Below are 18,480 nucleotides of genomic sequence, written 5' to 3'. Positions count from 1 at the left end.
TTCCACCACCTGGGCACTGCCGGGACTAACACCAAGAGAGATAGGTTTCTCGGTCTGTCCCCATTGTGGCTCTGTGTCCCAAAGTCCTACGGTCAGCTTTGACGAGATGATGACCTTCTACAGCTCCATGGCGGTGTACACAAACCCTGGTCGAGCAGAAAAACCATCCGAGGCCAAGATCAGAGATCTTGATGAGCAGATCCAGTTTATCAAACGCGGTATAGGCTATCTACCTGATTCTACCCTGCAAATCGGTAGCTCCGATGGCTACACACTATCTCGTTTTCGCACTGCTGGAGTAAAACGAGTTTTGGGAGTAGAGCCTGGGACAGCCTCAGTCGAACTAGCCAAACGACTCTACCAGATTGACTGTATTCATAGCTCGGCAGAAAATTTTCAAACCGAGGAAAGCTTCGAATTAATACTTCTAACTCATGTGCTAGAACATCTGTACCATCCACAGGTGACTCTCACTAAATGCCGACAGCTCCAAAATGCTGTAGAAGAGGGCTTTATCTATGTGGAAGTGCCACTTATGGCTCAGCCAGACAGTTTGTGCCCCGGATTTTTCTCTTTTGAGCATATCAACTATTACACCAAAGAAAACCTGCTGCAAAGTTTGATTCAAGCTGGATACTCCCCCATTTCGGTCATTGAACACTTTAACAGTAACCTATCGCCAGTAATTGGCGTACTTGCAAGTACCAAAGCGCAAAACCATTATTTGAGCCTCCATACCGACCCTATAATTAATCGAAAAATTCTCACCGAATACCGTAACAAGGAAATAACTTATTGGCAGGGATGTCTGGACAAGGTTCAGAAACAGTTGAATAAAAGTAAACGCATATACCTTTGGGGAGCAGGAATTCATACTTGTCAAATTGTAGCCAATACTAATCTACTTGAACGTTGTCATATCGATGGGCTGACAGACACCTCAACATTGAAATGGGGGCTACAGCAAGGTGACTGGATCTGTCAGGATCCGGCAACGATTGACTGGCAACCGGGCGACACAGTCCTGATATCCTCCTATGCATCCGAGAAAGAGATTTTTGATTCCTTAACTTGGCTTAGAAAGCGTGGAGTGACAACCTTAAGACTGCATAATATAGATGATTCTCGGGCTCACTGATGTCAAAACCACATAAGCATTTACTAATAATAGGTGCAGGTATCGAAGCCTGTGAAGGAATAGCTATTGCCAAAGCCATGGGGCTAAAACTCCTTATTGCTGATGGGAACCCCACAGCGCCTGGGCTTGCGATGGCCGATTGGCCCATTATAGAAAGTACCTATAATGGAGAAGGAATTCTTACTCAAATAAAACAGTTAATGACAACTGGGCTATCCGTAGATGGCGTTATAGCTATGTGCGCCGATGTTCCTCTGAGCGTCGCAACTGTTAGCAATGCCCTCGGATTACCTGGTTTATCATTGGAGTCCGCATTTTGGGTTTCAGATAAACTTGCAATGAAAACGCAATTGCAATCACAAGGGATTCCGATCCCCCGCTTTGCAGATGTATCTGATATCTCGAGTTTAAAACAGAAAGCTGCGGAAATAGGTTTTCCATTGATAATAAAACCCGTAGATAGCAGAGGAGCAAGAGGTGTCCAACTCTTAGACAATGAAGAACAACTCGAAAACGCCTGGAACATAGCAGCAAATGAGTCTCCAACAGCAAGAGTTATGCTTGAAGAATTTCTTGAGGGTCCGCAATTCAGCACTGAAACCTTGATAGATAAAGGCCAGTGTTACACCTTGGGGTTTTCCGATCGCAATTATGAATGGTTAGAACGTACTAAACCATTCATCATTGAAAATGGCGGTGATGCACCTACCGGAATAAATGACGAAATCAAAGTTGAAGTGATTACCACCGTTGAACAGGCCGCTGCTGCGCTCAACATTTCTCAAGGAGTTGCCAAGGGCGACATGGTCTATACCGCCCAAGGCCCCAAGGTAATAGAAATAGCCGGCAGGCTTTCTGGCGGTTTTTTTTCCACTACTCAAATTCCGCTGGCCACCGGGGTCAACTTTGTCGAAAAAGCGATTAAGCTGGCCTTGGGCGAGCCTTTGACCGACACGGAGGTGCTCCCAAGCAGACATCAGGCAGTCGCTATCCGTTATTTAGATCTAGCTCCAGGTAAGATCAAGGAAATACACGGTGAGGCAGAAGCTAAATCCAGCAAGGGGGTGGAAATGCTGAAACTATTTATTACTCCTGGCAGCATAATCCAACCACTGGCCAATCACACCCAGAGAGCAGGATTCGCTATCACCTATGCCGATGACAAGCAAACTGCCATAGACAGAGCTTATGATGCCCTATCCAAGATCCAAGTAGTGTACGAGACCTCCAACTCATGAGTTCAGCCCTATACACGGTTTTTCACCTCAACCTGGCGTTTTCCTCCGTTGAAACAGAGCAGCACTCTGAGGTGGTAAAACGCTGCTACTGGCCATTACTGCAATTAGCTGAGGGGGGCATACCTGTTGGTCTTGAGCTAAGCGCTTATACACTCGAGTGTATCAACGCGGTAGACCCGACCTGGGTCATTCGCTTCAAACAACTGTTGAAGCAACAAAAATGCGAGTTGGTTGCCAGTGGCGACAGCCAAATCATAGGGCCGCTGATCCCGGCCGAGGTCAACTATGCCAACCTGAGGTTGGGTCAAGAGGCTTATCAGCGCCTGTTGGGTATAAGCCCCAGACTCGCCTATCTCAATGAACAAGCGGTTTCAGCCGGCTTGCTTGATATCTACATAGATGAAGGCTTTGAAGCCGTGGTGGTGGAGTGGGACAATCCCTTTTCCCATAACCCAGAGTGGCAACGAGAGCGGCTAATGCGGCCGCAATCGTTAAAGAGCGCCAGCGGCCGACAGATCAAGGTCATCTGGAACCATGCCATCGCCTTTCAAAAATTTCAGCGCTATGTTCACGGCGAGCTAACTCTGGAAGATTATCTGCAATATCTGCGCAAGGTGTTGAAACCCGGCACTCTGGCATTTCCGGTTTATGGCAGCGACGCCGAAGTGTTTGACTTCCGTCCCGGGCGCTACCATACCGAAGCCGAGCCAATAAGCGGCGAATGGCAGCGCATAGCGCAGTTGTTCATGACCCTCAATGACCTGGACGGTTACCAGTGGAGCCTCCCTTCCAAGCTGCTTCAACATTGGCAAGGCTTAGAACCCCTGGCACTCACCAATGCCCAGCACCCGGTTTCGGTCAAGAAGCAGGCCAAATACAACATTACCCGTTGGGGACTGAGCGGCCGCAATGATCTCCACCTCAATAGCCTTTGTTACCAAAGACTGGCCGAGCTTAAGGCGCAGCCCAATACAGACGATGAGAGTTGGCGAGACTTGTGCCGCCTCTGGGCCAGCGATCTCAGAACCCACCTGACCCAAGCGCGCTACGAGGCGCTGGCATTGACCAAGAGCGCTTCGGCCGCGCCAACATTTGCGCCCTGGCAAGCCCGTAAAGACATCCACATTCATTATGATGAGGCCAGGCGTAGGCTGGAGGTGCAAACCCCAGACATCAGGCTGACACTCAACGGCAATCGCGGTCTGGCGATTGATTCGCTGGCCTTTGCCAGCCATGACTTTGAAGCCGTTATCGGTACCCTGTCACACGGCTACTTCGACCATATCAGCTATGGCGTCGATTTTTACAGCAATCACCTCCTGCTGGAGCGTTTTCGCGACCGCGACAGAGTGGCCGATCTCAATCGGGTGGAATACCAGCTAGGGGAGCAAGACGGCTGCCTGGTCATCTATTGCCGCCAAGCGCTCAAGAGCGGCGCGATATTAAAATGGTATCGGCTCGAAGGTGAGCGCCTCTTTAGCGGCTTTCATTTCGAAGAGAGCAGCCGCCCCGAAGCCTCGGTACGCTTGGGCTTTATGACCCTGCTCGATTGTGAGCAACGGGCCTGGTATCAGACCCGTCTCGGTGGCCACAGGGATGAATATTTCCAAATAGCCCATGACATGGACCAAGGCGCGCCAATCTCCTCGATAGTCTCCTCATCCAGCGCCTTGGGAGCAACCGCGGGCTCCATCTGTTTTGGCACCCGGGCAAGAGGCATTCGCATTGACTGGAACCCCGCGCTTTGTGCCGCCTTGCCGATGATTTCCAGCAAAAAAATCGATGAACAGTATCTGAATCGGCTGTGGTTTTCGCTGGCTGAGGCCGATGAAACCCTCAAACCCGGCGGGCAACTGTTGAGCCTTGAGCTGTGCATCAGTCCAGATAGCCAAACCTCTCGCCCTTCGGCAACAGAAACACCCAAAACAGAGGAACAGCCGCTATGACCAAGACACTTGCCATTGTCGGGGCCAGGCTCAACTCCAGTCGCCTGGCGGGGAAGCACTTATTGCCACTGGCCGGCGACCCCATGATTAGCCATATTTGGCGCAGACTGATGCAATGCCAAGAAGTAAACGACTGTGAACTGGCCACAACCGCGGATGACTTTAACCGCCCGCTGCTGGATTGGGCTGCTGAACATAGCGTCGAATGTCATCCCTATGAAGGCGATGTCAACGACCTGATGGCAAGGCTTGATAGCATAATCCAAAGGCAAGATCCGGATTATATTCTCTACGTCTGCGGTGATTGTCCGCTGATAGATCCCGGCTTTATCGACCATGGGCTGAATGCGCTCAAGGCATCGGGGAAAGACAGCATTGAACTGAACCCGGGCGTTGTTTCAATACATGAAGGCATGGCCTTCTATAGCCGCCGGGGCTGGGACAAATTGATGTCGGTCAGTCAATGTGCCATGTCCAGAGAGCACGTAGGCTATGGGGATAAGTTAACCCCGATACTCGAACGTTTGAGCATTCCAGACAGCGGCGACTATTCAAAAGTCCAGCAGCGAATTTCTGTCGATACCCAGGCCGATTACCGCTTCATGGCCGAAATCTACCGCCGCTGGTACGCAGAGCATCCGACAAACTCTATCGTTAGCCTCGCCTGGGTTCAGGAGCAACTGCTCATCGACTCGGACTTGAGTGCCATCAACGCCCATGTGCAGCAAAAAGCCGCCGATCGTCAATACGCCAAGGCCAGCATCTATTGTCACTTGGGAGCGGATATCGGTCTGGGACACTTCAAGCGCGCCGAGTTAATCGCCGATGCCTTGCAGGAGTATCTGGCCATTGGTGCCCGGGTTCATGCGCTCTACGAAGGCTCGACACCTAACTCACTCGCCCAGACATCATCGGCAAAAGTCACTTGGTATCAAACAGAAGCGGAATGGCTTACCGCGTTGAAGGCCGATGCCAACCCGCTGATCATACTGGATCTCCACCCGGATTTTATCGCTCTATCTGCCATCAAGCAGGCGCTACAAAACTTAAGACACAAGGGATGCAAACTTGTCGGCATAGATAAACTGGCACCGCTGTTACCTGAGTTGGATTGGCTGTTCATTCCCAGCTTCAATACCTCACTGCAACATCCCAAGGTATCTTCCGGCTGGCAAAACTACCTGTTCAGTCCCCTTCCCCAAAGGCTGAAGAAGCCTCAAATTTTGGTATTGACCGGCGGCAGCGATGCCCTGGGGTATGGCCAAGCGTTGCCAGGGTTACTGAGTCAACTGCATACCGACTGGCCGATAGTCTGGATCAAGGGGCCATTGGCGCCTAGGCCTGTATTGCCCGCCGGGTGTAATATCCAAGTGCTTAAAAATCCGGAAAATCTCAAGCAATGGATTGCCGAATCCGAAGTAGTGCTGAGCTGTTATGGCTTATCGCTGTTTGAATCCATCTATGCGAGGGCGGCGACTTTGCTGCTGCCGCCAAGGCATCTGTGCGATGACGCCGAGCTGGCAATGCTGGAAAAAACGCAATCTTGCCTTATCAGCGACTCGCTCTCGGATGCCATTGATAAACTTGAATGGTTGCTCAGTGATGCCAAAGAGCGCGAAAAATTGCAAACAGAGGCCGCTAGGGTCTTTGCCAACCATGGCGGCATCAAGCAGTTGATGGCTGAAATCAGTTCGCTGCTAAAATAGCGACAAAGCTAGTAGCAAAGCTAGTTGTAAACAGAGCGACAAAGATAGTCGCAAAGAGTAAAGCAAACGGCGGCACGGCAGTCTGACCGTCCCAAGCTGACATTTTCGAGCTTACATTCAAAAGCTTAAGGCGTCGCCCTGGTATTTAGGCTGGCGGTCAACTCATCAAGCACCTTTTGCTGGGCAGTTTCATCCAGGTTCGGATAAAGAGGCAGAGTCAATATCTCATGATAAAACTGCTCTGCTGCCGGGAAATCACCTTCTTTGAAGCCAAGAGAGAGGTAATAGGGTTGCAAGTGCACAGGGAAGTAATGCACGTGCACCTGCACGCCTCCCTCTCGCATGGTATCGAACACCGCCCGGCGCCGCCCGACCTCCTTGAGACGTATCATATAAAGATGACGAGCACTCATACTACCGGGTAAAGGCTCCACGCTCACAACCGGCAACTTGACCAGCGCTTGACTGTAATTAGCGGCCAGTTGGTTGCGCTTGCAGACAAATTCATCCAAGCGCTTAAGTTGCGAAAGCCCCAGCGCCGCCTGCAGATCTGTCATACGGTAATTGAAGCCCAGGGTATGCTGCTCGTAGTACCAGTCGCCTTCGTCTGGGCGCAGCATTTTGAGCGGCTCTTTAGTAATCCCATGGCTTCGATATAACCCAAGCCTAAACGCCAATTCGGGATCATTCGTCTGTGCGATGCCCCCCTCGGCACAAGTAATAATTTTGACCGGATGAAAGCTGAAAACCGTGATATCCGAAAACTCACAGCTACCAAGCTTATGCTCCTGATAACAGCCACCGATACCATGGGAAGCATCTTCGATGATCTTGAATCCATAGGCTTTACCCAGCTCGGCGATAGCCGCCATATCACAGCTGTGACCACAGAGGTGAACCGGAACAACCACCTTGGGTAGAGTACCTTCTCGTTTAGCCTGCTCCAGCTTGGCCTTTAACGCCTCAGGGCACAGGTTACCGGACTCGGGATTGATATCGACAAAGTCCACTTCAGCGCCGCAGTACAAGGCACAATTGGCAGAAGCCACAAAGGTAATGGGGGATGTCCACACCCTGTCGCCAGGGCCGACATCGAGTGCCAGGCAAGCAATATGCAAAGCCGAGGTGGCGCTATTTACTGCAACGGCGAATTTGCCACCAGTATAGTCACATATCGCCTGTTCAAACGCCGGCACCTTGGGGCCCTGAGTCAGCCAGTCGGATTGCAAAACTTCAACGACAGCATCAATATCGTCTGGGCTGATATCCTGCTTACCGTAAGGGATCATACATCGGCATCCAGTTTGACTATCTCATCCCCCAATAGAAAATGAGGGTTGGTTCCCGAGTTATATTCAAATCCCATTGCTACCGTCTGGCCCTTTTCTCCCAAGGCATTGGTACAAAAGTCGGTTTCCCGGCCGAAGAAACGGATACTCGGCGTGATAACAAAGTGATCATCAAACTCCAGGGTATGATGAGAATCATCGGCAGGGCACATGATTTCGTGCATTTTCTCGCCTGGGCGGATACCAATAATCTCATGCTCCAGATGTGGTGCATAAGCCTTGGCCAGATCGGTAATACGCACCGAAGGGATCTTGGGGACAAAGATCTCCCCTCCCTGCATCCGTTCAAAGTTTTTCAGCACAAAATCCACCCCTTGCTGCAAGGTGATCCAAAAGCGGGTCATCTCCGGATGGGTTATCGGCAAGGACTCGGCGCCATCGGCAACAAGCTTCTTGAAAAATGGCACCACAGAGCCGCGGGAGCCCACCACATTGCCATAACGCACCGCCGCGAAACGTGTTTTGCTGCTGCCGACTATGTTATTGGCAGCAATAAACAGCTTATCGGAGGCCAGCTTGGTGGCACCATAGAGGTTGATAGGACTGGCCGCCTTATCGGTCGAGAGTGCGATCACTTTCTTCACTTTATTGCTGATCGCCGCCTTAATTACATTCTCGGCGCCATGGATATTGGTCTTGATACACTCCATTGGATTGTATTCAGCAGCCGGCACCTGTTTCATCGCTGCTGCATGAATCACATAGTCCACATCCTGCATCGCCTGCATCAAACGGTCACTATCGCGCACATCGCCGATAAAGTATCGCATGCAGGGATCATTGAATTGCTGCTGCATTTCGAACTGCTTGAGCTCGTCACGAGAAAAGATAATCAAACGCTTGGGCTTATAACGAGCCAGCAGAGTTCTGGTGTATTTCTGTCCGAAGGAACCTGTCCCACCAGTAATGAGTATTGTTTGGTTGTTGAACATATATTATCCAGCCCTCTGCTTTTACGCTGACGATAAACCTGCATGGCTTTACGTCATCCTCTTGTCCCGGTCAATATACAAAATCTGAGCCAAACCAGGCTATTAACCAACAACTTAAAGTATGCACAGTATAGGTTTCGTTGTATAACAAAAACTTAGGTACTGAAGTCAAAAGCCGGTTTTCAATGCATAGATCACTCTATTATCTTTGAAAACTGGCACATATCTTGTAAATATGCACTCATGCTAAACAAGGTGTCAGATAATTGGCGCTTTAACCTACAGGGGCCCAGAATGCAAAGCACTCCTTCAGCCATGCTCAATACCTTTGCCGTGAGTCGTTTCAGAGAAACCTATCTCCCAGCCATAAACCGGCAGATGTTCGAGCAACTCGACTCTGCAAGCCAGTATCGCAATAAGTTTGCCAAACAACTCGATGCTGAAGATACCTTGTATGTTTTCACAGGTATGGATTCGGGGCTGTTGGCCAACTATATCTTATCCATGACATTTCCAGCTGGAAGTCGTTTTATCTTCGTTGAACTGCCCGAAGTGTTGAACTTACTCAATATTGACATTCCCGATTCGCTCAATGGCAAGTTATGGGTCACTACCGAAGCCGAGTTGCCTGAAGTACTCAAACAAGCCGGCAACGAAATCTGTATTGCCAAAGGCCAATACCGCCATTATCACTCTCTGGCCGCAAATGCCGAAACACTTCCCGATTATGTGTTGTTAAAAAGTGCCATAGCCCAAAGTTTACATCACGCACATTTCGAACAGAGACTCAACTATAGCCAAAAAGAGTTTGTCCAACGTCAACTGGAAAATGTCTGCGAGAATCACTCTCCGGCCAAAATACTAAGAGGAAAATTTGAAGGAGAAACCGCCATCATAGTCGCCGGCGGCCCCTCTCTGGATTCACAGTTGGAATGGCTCATGGTCAATCAGCATAGACTGACCATATTGGCGGTTTCCCGCATTGCTGCCAAGCTCATCAATCACGGGATAAAACCTGACATAGTCGTGACAGTGGATCCACAGACATTCAGCTTTGATGTCAGTAGAGAGATGATGCAATATCATCAGGATTTTCTCCTGGTTCATGCCAACTACGCTCACCCTTGGATAGTGAGTCAGTGGGCCGGGAAAAACCTCTATCTCGGTGAGCGCTTCCCTTGGCAAACCCAGCGCGAAAATATCATCACTCAAGGCCCAACTGTCACCAACAGCGCCCTGTTATTGGCAATAGAGATGGGTTTTAGCCAAATTCTGTTTACCGGTATGGATCTTTGTTACTCAAGGAGAGGTATATCCCATGCAGCTGGTACCCAAGAGGCCAAACAAGGACCAAACTTAGGTCACCTCTGTGAATGGGTCGAAACCTACAGTGGCTACCAAACGGAAACCCCAATTCAGCTACTTCTTGCAAAACAGGCAGTTGAAAACGAAGTCGCCGCTCATCCGCAACTGGAGTACCTAAACCTCTCTGAAGATGCCGCCAAAATAAAAGGTATTGAATTTTGCGACAGCGAAAAGATAAAACTCCCACCAAATAAAAAGTCACTGTCAGAGCTGCTTGCAAACTTAAACTTGAAACAAGTAAATAGGAAAGCCGATCTGCTGCTGTGTTTCCAACAACTCGAACAAGCAAAACAAAAACTAACTCGAATTGAAAGTCTCACTCATAAGGCCTTCAAAGCCTGCCAAGCTGAACTCCATTCACATACCCCTTCGAGTAAACTGCTGAAACTACTACAAACTACAGAAGCCAAACTTAACAAAGACTACACTGAGATGGCCCAATTGATTAAATTCTATGGCTTCAGGGAATTTTCGGCATTTTTAACTGCTCGCAGCAGCGATGAGTGGACCCAGGCACAAATGCAGCAAATGAACCTGGATTACTATCAAGCGTACAGTGTGATAGCCAAACACCTCACAACATTGGTTGATAAAGCCTTATCTCGAGTAAAATCTCGTCAGGAAGAACTTAACCCCGATGATAAGCTGGAGGCTCTGGGCATACAATGGCGTCAAGATAATACGCCGGGCAGATTGCAAATTTGGCTACAAACGCACCAGGTATCAGTTGAAAACCAACCGACTATAAAAGAGTTTGAGGAAAGCTATAGCAAAATGTTGACCGAGGTTCGCCCTGTTTATCAACAGATCTTGACCGATGCGAATACTCAAGAGCAAATATTCGATAAAATTACACTGCTTAAAAGCCAACACCATCTTCAAGGTTTACAGCAAATGGTAAATAACCTCGAATTCGTGCTGCCAGAAAAGCCTGAGCTCACACGCCTATATTGGTTGGCTACGGCTAATCTCCATATGCTTTGTCAAGCACCGGATAAAGCGCTGCATGCGCTGCAGCAGATAGCTCAGGAACAAACAACCGAAACCGAGCTCAGAATGATTTCCATACTGGCTCTGCAGCTCAATATGCCCTCCCTAGCCGAAACCACTCTGGCGGAGTTAAGCCGCTTAAACGACAGTTTCCTACCGCAATATGCGCACATATTGCGCCTCGGCGGTAACGGGCAACAGGCACTGGAAACCTATCTGGATTACCTGGGAAAGTACCCGCAAGACTTGCAGGTATGGTTAAAACTGGCGCAGTTCATGCGAGCAGTACAACAAAATGATGCCGCCATCACCGCATTTTCCAGAGTCCTGGAGCTCGACCCCAATAATCTCAGCGCCAAGCAGGGATTAGCCGAACTACAAACCCAGAAATAGAGATGGTGCAAGCAAGCCACTTGTATGTGGCTTACAGTCTGGGATGCAAGGCGTGGTTCGCAGCAAATGACTCAAGTCCTTTACAATAGACTCGCCTTCCCCTGGCCGCCGCATGCGGCCTTTCTTTTCCCCTTTCGCCACCGTTATAATGCCCCGGCAAATAAGCGCAGTTCCGGAGAACAAAACTTGAATCACAGCTATATTCCACTCGATCAGTATCGCCGTAAATGGATCTTCAACCATAAGGATCTGCCGGTCAGTGACCAGGATAAGACGGCTATATTGCCGCTGGATCAAAAGAGCGCCATGGAAGTGTGGAATCGCTGGATAAGCAACAAAAGCAGCTGTGCCGAAGACTTTACCAAGGGCGATTGGGCCAGCCGCAGCTCCACCTGGCACCAGACCGAATACTGGCAAAGCCATTGGGACAGCGAAGACAACAGCCTACCGGAACCCTTGGCCGACTTTATTGATTGGCCGGCAGATACCCCTGTGTATTTCTGCTATGAAAAGTATCAGGTGATCCAAACTCGCTGGGAAATCTTTGCCCGTAACTGGAAATGCTTTCTGTTTTTCGATGATGGCCCTTTGCTGATAAGTCCCAAACACAAGCAAGCCGTCTGGTTCAGTCAAGATGGCAACTTCAAAATGGGGCTGCGAGGCTAAGGAAGGTTTTTGGCAAACATTCAGTGAGCAAGAAGAACCTTGCCGGTTCAGCCACTCAGAACGACCAATACCAAGAGAACAAGATGAAAAAAATAATCTTAACCGCTCTATTACTTGGCTTATCGCTGTCTGCCACAGTGGATGCCCGCGAAATTGCCGGTGAAAATATTCCAGATACTCTGAGCATTCAGGCGGCAACGCCGCTTAAGCTCAATGGTGCCGGGGTACGCAGCAAGTTCTTTATGGATCTCTACATAGGCAGTCTCTATCTGCCAACAAAAGCGACCACTACAGCCGAAGTATTGACGCAGCCTCAGGCGGCGGTCAGCTTGAAAATAGTCTCGGGTCTTATCACCGCAGATAAGATGCGCTCGGCGATAACTGAAGGTTTCGATGACGCCACAGGCGGCAAAACCGAAGCTATACAAGCCGATATCGACCGATTTATGAGCCTGTTTCAGGAAGAGATCAAACAAGGCGACAGCTTCCTCCTGTATACCAGCCAGGAAAACGGTGTCAGTGCCTACAAGAACGGTGAGCTGCAAGACACTATCGCCGGAGAGAACTTTCGCCGCGCGCTGCTAAATATCTGGCTCGGTGACAAACCGGCGCAGAGCAGCCTGAAAAAAGCGATGCTGGCCGACTGAACTCCTCAGCCAGAAAATCGCTCAATCGAAAGGGAGAAGTTGCCCGCCACGGCGGGCAACTCAATCAAAAACGATAGCTAAGATGAACAGCGCCTGCCGGATAGTTATCCAACTCGCGCTTGATCTCAGGTTCACTCAACTCAAGTTCCGGGTTGATGAAGTAACCCACATAGGCGTTGAGATTGAACCCTTGTCCCAACTGCCAGCCCAAACGGGCGAAGCTGCTGATTTCGGTCAATTCCAGCGTTTGCTCATTTTCCCCCACCAAGATCCGCTCGGTGCGCTGGGAGGCTCCCAGCCCCAACTCCATATCCGGTGAGATCCGATAACTGAACTCTATCCCGGCAGGACCGGTAAAACCCGCCTGAAACGGGTTGCCCACCCGCCATCTATCACTGAGTTGCCAATCGATAAGCAGATAAGGAACCGTACGCACCTCACTGATATCATTAAGATATGCAATACCAAAACCCAACATATTACCCGAGTTGAACCTGTGAACAGCACCGGCTATCACACCATAACTTTCGGCATCCGAAGAGGAGACTTCATCACTATAGGCATACTGTAACTGAGGCGTTAGCATCAAGCTCCAGTGTCTATTCAGCTTATATTTCAGGCTGATGGAAGCTGAATAACGTTGAGCAGAGTCAAATTGGCTGGCAGCAAAAATCCTATCGGCAACACTATTGTCAGGTAAAGCGGAAAAATCCCAGTCCAGTTTGTCATAACCCAGGCTGACACCCAGCCCCCAACGTTTATCCAGTTGCCAGTCAGCCCGCACGCCCAGAAGATAACTGCGACGCCCCAGTTCCCCGCCACCATCAATATCCGAGTCGGCATTTTCAAAAGTGGCCAGACTCAGGCTATAGCGGGATGTCGAAGCCTCTGCGGCAAGCAACCCTGCACTGGCACTCAAAGTGCTCAGCAAGATAACTGTAGCCGTTTTGTTCATCTCATGTCCTTTTGCCGTTTAAATAAAACTCAATTATAACCGTACGCTACCCCAACCTATGCGCTTTAAGAAACAATCCGGCCGTCTCAAGGCAATAATCCCTGTGCTGCGCCTCGAGTTGCCCGGTGTTCAGCCCCAACTCTTTTCTGAGCCGTAGCTCACCAAATAACATCAGGCTCAGCCTCACCGCTGCTTGGCGCTTATTGCCGAAGTGATAACCGCCATGACGCTCAACCTGAGTAAAGAAATCCACCAGCAACCCCAACATGTACTCGGGTCCGGCATCGAAATAAAGCTGCGCCGGTTCCGGATGAGTATCGACCTGGGAAACACAGGCGCGATAAACGGTAATAGCATCTTCACTGACAATCAGCTCACCGAAATACTCGGCAAACACCGCCAGCGCCTGCTCCGGCCGGGCGGCGTCGGCCAACAGTTCTTCAGCAACCTGACGCACCACACATTTGGACTCGATAGCTGCCACAAACAGCTCATCCTTGCAGCCAAAATGAGCGTAAACAGTTTGTTTCGATACCCCGGCAGTTTTGGCCACTTCATCCATGCTGGTATGGGGAAACCCCTGGGCGCAGAAAAGTTCGATAGCGGCCTCCAGTATCTGAGCCCGCTTCTGCTCGCTACGAGTTAATTGCTGATTATTCATAACCTTATGACTTACACCTTGTTCGGCAACGTCTTGGAAGGCATTAGAACATAAAATAGACTAGACAGTCCAGTTCAGCCAAATTAGACTAGCAAGTCCAGTTTAACTTATTGCTAACAATCGGTAATCAGCACAGGGAGACGTCATTGCAACAGCGCATCAAGGAAGTTAAAAAACCAAATGCTTCAGGGCTAAAAATCAAATTTACCCACCTCCAAGGCCAGGGTCGCGCCGCGCTGTTGGTTGCCCTTACCTTGATGTTATGCCTGTCAGCCTGCCAACCACAGCCCGTTGAGCAAAGTGAAACCAAGCCCGCAGTGGTCAGCAGTGCCGCTCTTGTACTCAAGCCAAGTTACACCAAGCTGCAGCAATTCAGTGGCAGCGTGCGCGCCGGCAATACCACAGGCATAGGTTTCGAGCTCCCAGGAAAACTGCAAAAACTCCTGGTAGATACCGGCGATAGAGTCGAGCGAGGACAATTGCTGGCACGGCTGGATACCAGCTTGCTGGAAGCCGAACAGACCGAATTACAGGCGGCACTGGATCAGAATAATGCCGATATCAAACTGGCCCGGGCAACGTTGAAACGCTCACTGGAACTCAGAGCCAAACAATATCTTTCCGAGCAGCAGCTCGATGAACTCAAAGGCAAACTGGCCAGCTTGGAAGCCGGGCACGCCAGGCTGGGAGCCTCACTGAAAGCCAATGAACTTAAACGGCAAAAATCGCTTCTCATCGCCCCCTTCGCCGGGGTGATAGCCGCCAGAGAGCATAATCTCGGTGAAGTCATTGCCCTGGGCAGCCCGGTCTTTACCTTGGTGCAAAGCAACAATCTGCAAGCACTGATAGGGGTGCCGCTGAATATTGCCGAGCAGTTGCAACCTGGTGTAATTCTCAAGCTCAGAGTCGCCGAACACTATTACCAGGCCAAGTTAAAAGGGATCAGCGGCCAAATAAATCCCGTCACCCGCACAGTACAACTCAGGTTTAGTATCGACTCTGCCTCTGAAACCACACCTATCAATGGCGAACTGGCTTATTTGCAGTACCGCCGTGAAGTTCTCCGTGAAGGCTACTGGGTCCCGGTGTCGGCGCTCACCGACGGTATTCGCGGTCTGTGGAATCTGTATGTGCTCAAACAAGATACCGATGGGTTTAAACTGCAGCGCCGTGATGTGGAAATTCTCTATACCGAAGGCGACAACGCCTTTATCAGCGGCGCCATCAGCCCGGGAGAGCAGTTTGTCACCACGGGCCTGCATAAGCTGGTTGCCGGGCAAAGAGTCGCGCCAAGCGCCGCATTGGCGGTTAGAGGTGGACAATGAACCCTCTTATTAAGGCCTTTGTCGAGAATGGCCGCCTCGCCAGCCTATTGATAGCCCTGTTGCTGGTTGCCGGGCTAGGTGCCATATCTAGCCTGCCACGCACCGAAGACCCCCATATCACCAACCGCTTTGCCTCTGTGATCACCAGCTATCCGGGCGCTTCCGCCGAACGGGTCGAGGCACTGGTGACTGAAGTACTGGAAAATGAGCTGAGACGACTGGAAGAGCTCAAGCTTGTCCAGTCCACCTCAAGACCCGGGGTCTCGGTGATTCAACTCGAGCTCAAAGATAACGTCACAGCAACCGAGCCGGTATGGTCGAGAGCCAGAGATCTGCTGGCCGATAGCGGCAGCCGCTTGCCGGCAAGTGTCAATCCGCCGGTACTCGACGATCAGCTGGGTTACGCCTACACCGCCATCATAGGCCTGGGATGGCACGGCGGCGGTGAAGCGCGTCCCGACATTCTCAGCCGTTACGCCAAAGAGTTGCAAAGCAAACTGCGGCTCTTGAGCGGCACAGACTTTGTCAAACTCTATGGCGCGCCGACGGAGGAAATTCTGGTCACGCTGGATGGCGAACGTATCAATCGGCTCGGGCTGACACCGGGAGCCGTAGCCGACATTCTCAATCGCGCCGATACCAAGGTGTCGGCCGGTGAAATTAACAACCAGAGCTTCCGGGCATTGGTAGAGGTTTCCGGCGAGCTCGACTCGCTGGAGCGAATCCGTCAGGTGCCGCTGAAAACCGACCGTTTCGGGCAACTGATCCGCCTTGGCGATATCGCAACAATCAACCGCCAGCCCAAAGATCCGTGGGATAATCTGGCGCTGCTTGACGGTGAGCCCGGTATTATGGTGGCCGCCCGCATGCTCAACAACACCCGGGTGGATATCTGGAGTGAACAAGTGCGCCGGATCACAGCCGAGTTGGAACAAAGTTTTCCCGCCAATATCCGCATGCAATGGCTGTTTGAGCAGGAAGGTTACACCAACGAGCGCCTGCAAGAACTGCTGTTCAATCTGCTGCAGGGGTTTGTGCTCATTCTCCTGGTGCTGCTGGTGACTGTCGGCATGCGCAATGCGCTTATCGTCGCCTTGTCACTGCCACTGACGGCACTATTTACCCTGGCCTGCATGAAGTTTACCGGCCTGCCCATTCATCAGATGTCAGTCACCGGCTTGGTGGTGGCACTGGGGATCATGGTGGATAACGCCATTGTGATTGTCGATGCCATTGCCCAGCGCCGCCGCGAGGGCATGAGTAAGCTGCAGGCGGTCAACACCACCATCAGGCACCTGTGGCTGCCGCTTGCCGGCTCCACCATCACCACCATGCTGGCATTCGCGCCGATAGTGCTGATGCCTGGCGCCGCCGGCGAGTTTGTCAGTGGTATCGCTATTTCAGTGATCTTTGCCCTGCTCGGCTCCTACCTCATCTCCCACACCCTGATAGCCGGTCTCGCCGGGCGTTTCAGCCGCGCCAAGGACGACAATCGCTGGTATCACCAAGGGGTAAACCTGCCAAGGTTGGCCAGAGCCTATAGTCAGACTCTGCAACTGGCGCTCAACTACCCGAAAACTGCTGCGCTGCTGATCGGTATCTTGCCACTGACAGGCTTTGTGGCCTCCGGGCAGATGACAGAGCAGTTTTTCCCGCCATCGGATAGAAACATGTTCCAGCTGGAGCTCTATCTTTCGCCCCATGCCAGCCTGGCGAGGACAGAGCAGAGAGTCAAACAACTCGATAGAGAGCTGCGCAGCACTGACGGCATAGAAAGCGTCAATTGGGTCATAGGCGGGAACGTGCCATCCTTTTACTACAACCTGACTCAAAAACAGCAGGGCGCCAGCCAATACGCCCAGGCAATGATAACAACCCGCGACTTTCGCACCGCTAACCGCTTAATTCCCGAGTTGCAACAGCAGCTGGATAGAGACTATCCGGATGCGCAGATCCTGGTGCGTAAACTGGAGCAGGGTCCGCCCTTCAACGCCCCTGTGGAGCTAAGGCTCTATGGCCCCAACCTCGACCGCCTGGCCGAGCTTGGAGATGAGGTGCGGCGACTGCTGGCAGAGACCCGGGATGTGATCCACACCCGGGCGACCCTGAGCCCGGGGGCGCCCAAGGTGTGGCTGCAGCTCGATGAAGATGCCAGCCTGATGGCCGGCCTGAGTTTGAGTGAGATCGCCTCACAGATCCAGATGTCCACCACAGGCATCACAGGTGGCAGTTTGCTGGAGCAAACTGAATCGCTGCCGGTGAGAGTCAAGCTCGGCGCCGGTGTCGGCGAACAGCAATCCAGGCTGTCACAAATAAGCCTGCTGGCGCCCAATAGTGAGTCGATTCCGCTTTCGGCCGTGAGTCAAAGCCATGTCAATGCCAGCCGCGGCGCTATTCCTCACTACAACGGCCAGCGGGTTAATATACTCGAAGCCTATATCGCCTCAGGAGTGTTGCCGCAAAAAGTACTGGAGCGGATTAAACCCAAGCTTGCCGAGCTCAATCTGCCCGCCTCCTACCGGATAGAGATAGGCGGTGAGAGTGCCAAACGCGATGAAGCCGTGGGTAATCTACTCTCCAATATCGTCTTGGTAATCACCTTATTGCTGAGCGTCTTAGTGCTCTCCTTTAACTCTTTCAGACTCACAGGGATCATTCTGCTCAGCGCCCTGCAATCGGCAGGGCTCGGATTGCTGGCGGTCTGGGCTCTGGGTTATCCCTTTGGCTTTACCGTGATAATAGGTCTGCTGGGCTTGATGGGCCTGGCTATCAATGCCGCGATAGTGATCCTGGCGGAGCTCGAGTCCGAGCCTATGGCGCGCCTGGGCAACACAGACGTGATTCTTGCAGGGGTCATGCGCTGCAGTCGCCATATCGCTTCGACTACAATCACCACAGTGGGCGGCTTTCTGCCGCTGATCCTGGCCGGCGGTGGTTTTTGGCCGCCCTTTGCCATCGCCATTGCCGGGGGCACAGCGCTGACCACCCTCTTGTCTCTGGTTTGGGTACCTGTGGTCTACTCCCTGTGGTTGAAGCCGCAGCCCGAGTGTTCCCGCAACTTGCCGTTGAAAAATGAATATTAACCCCAAAAGACAAGCGCGGGCCGGATCGTCGTCGCTATTGATGTTGCGCGTATCGCCCTAGTATCAACCCGCTTGCGCCTCAAACT

General features: G+C 51.4%; 13 protein-coding genes. 9 read left to right on the top strand and 4 right to left on the bottom strand.

Annotated features, from left to right (window positions below; all coding sequences use genetic code 11):
* The first annotated feature begins 106 nt into the window (after positions 1-106).
* From SIL79_RS12805 to SIL79_RS12790, 4 genes are read left to right on the top strand one after another with little or no spacing between them, the layout of a single operon-like run.
* Entirely contained in the window at positions 107-1,138 is a 1,032-nt protein-coding gene (locus SIL79_RS12805; protein WP_319619318.1) for a class I SAM-dependent methyltransferase, read from the top strand.
* On the top strand, positions 1,138-2,376 hold the full coding sequence (locus SIL79_RS12800; RefSeq protein ID WP_162207236.1) for an ATP-grasp domain-containing protein: 1,239 nt from the start codon (positions 1,138-1,140) through the stop codon (positions 2,374-2,376). Before SIL79_RS12805 ends, SIL79_RS12800 begins: the two co-directional genes overlap by 1 nt.
* Positions 2,373-4,322 carry a glycoside hydrolase gene (locus tag SIL79_RS12795; RefSeq protein WP_162207235.1) on the top strand — a complete coding sequence of 650 codons (1,950 nt, stop codon included), beginning with the start codon at positions 2,373-2,375 and terminating at the stop codon, positions 4,320-4,322. Before SIL79_RS12800 ends, SIL79_RS12795 begins: the two co-directional genes overlap by 4 nt.
* On the top strand, positions 4,319-6,028 hold the full coding sequence (locus SIL79_RS12790) for a cytidylyltransferase domain-containing protein (protein ID WP_162207234.1): 1,710 nt from the start codon (positions 4,319-4,321) through the stop codon (positions 6,026-6,028). The genes SIL79_RS12795 and SIL79_RS12790 overlap by 4 nt, the downstream gene beginning before the upstream one ends.
* 125 nt (positions 6,029-6,153) lie before the next feature.
* Here SIL79_RS12790 and pseC read toward each other — a convergent pair whose 3' ends face one another.
* Positions 6,154-7,317, bottom strand: coding sequence for a UDP-4-amino-4,6-dideoxy-N-acetyl-beta-L-altrosamine transaminase (gene pseC, locus SIL79_RS12785; protein ID WP_319619317.1), 1,164 nt, complete (start codon positions 7,315-7,317; stop codon positions 6,154-6,156).
* Positions 7,314-8,309 carry a UDP-N-acetylglucosamine 4,6-dehydratase (inverting) gene (gene pseB, locus SIL79_RS12780; RefSeq protein WP_162207232.1) on the bottom strand — a complete coding sequence of 332 codons (996 nt, stop codon included), beginning with the start codon at positions 8,307-8,309 and terminating at the stop codon, positions 7,314-7,316. The genes pseC and pseB overlap by 4 nt, the downstream gene beginning before the upstream one ends.
* Before the next feature lie 294 nt (positions 8,310-8,603).
* Here pseB and SIL79_RS12775 point away from each other — a divergent pair, with 294 nt between their 5' ends.
* From SIL79_RS12775 to SIL79_RS12765, 3 genes are all read left to right on the top strand, one after another.
* The gene (locus SIL79_RS12775; RefSeq protein ID WP_319619316.1) at positions 8,604-11,057 is read left to right on the top strand and encodes a 6-hydroxymethylpterin diphosphokinase MptE-like protein; all 2,454 of its coding nucleotides are present in this window, start codon (positions 8,604-8,606) and stop codon (positions 11,055-11,057) included.
* Positions 11,058-11,243: 186 nt separating this feature from the next.
* Complete coding sequence (locus SIL79_RS12770; protein ID WP_039034416.1) at positions 11,244-11,723, top strand: DUF2947 domain-containing protein; 480 nt, start codon at positions 11,244-11,246, stop codon at positions 11,721-11,723.
* A gap of 83 nt (positions 11,724-11,806) precedes the next feature.
* Entirely contained in the window at positions 11,807-12,370 is a 564-nt protein-coding gene (locus SIL79_RS12765) for a chalcone isomerase family protein (RefSeq protein ID WP_319619315.1), read from the top strand.
* Positions 12,371-12,434: 64 nt separating this feature from the next.
* On the opposite strand, the gene SIL79_RS12760 is transcribed toward SIL79_RS12765, so the two are convergent.
* Together SIL79_RS12760 and SIL79_RS12755 are read right to left on the bottom strand one after the other, a co-directional pair.
* A complete protein-coding gene (locus SIL79_RS12760) occupies positions 12,435-13,325 on the bottom strand; it encodes a DUF6268 family outer membrane beta-barrel protein (protein ID WP_071477244.1) in 891 nt (296 codons plus the stop codon).
* Positions 13,326-13,371: 46 nt separating this feature from the next.
* Entirely contained in the window at positions 13,372-13,986 is a 615-nt protein-coding gene (locus SIL79_RS12755; protein ID WP_071477245.1) for a TetR/AcrR family transcriptional regulator, read from the bottom strand.
* Positions 13,987-14,243: 257 nt separating this feature from the next.
* On the opposite strand from SIL79_RS12755, the gene SIL79_RS12750 reads away from it, so the two are divergent.
* Both SIL79_RS12750 and SIL79_RS12745 read left to right on the top strand, forming a co-directional pair.
* Positions 14,244-15,311 carry an efflux RND transporter periplasmic adaptor subunit gene (locus SIL79_RS12750; protein WP_405130438.1) on the top strand — a complete coding sequence of 356 codons (1,068 nt, stop codon included), beginning with the start codon at positions 14,244-14,246 and terminating at the stop codon, positions 15,309-15,311.
* Positions 15,308-18,394 (top strand): efflux RND transporter permease subunit, encoded by a 3,087-nt coding sequence (locus SIL79_RS12745; RefSeq protein WP_319619313.1) that lies wholly within the window; start codon positions 15,308-15,310, stop codon positions 18,392-18,394. Before SIL79_RS12750 ends, SIL79_RS12745 begins: the two co-directional genes overlap by 4 nt.
* The last annotated feature ends 86 nt before the right edge of the window (positions 18,395-18,480 follow it).

It is taken from the genome of Shewanella indica, from assembly GCF_033842865.1.
In the GTDB taxonomy this organism is placed as follows: domain Bacteria; phylum Pseudomonadota; class Gammaproteobacteria; order Enterobacterales; family Shewanellaceae; genus Shewanella; species Shewanella indica.
This window is presented reverse-complemented; position numbering and strand designations above follow the sequence as displayed.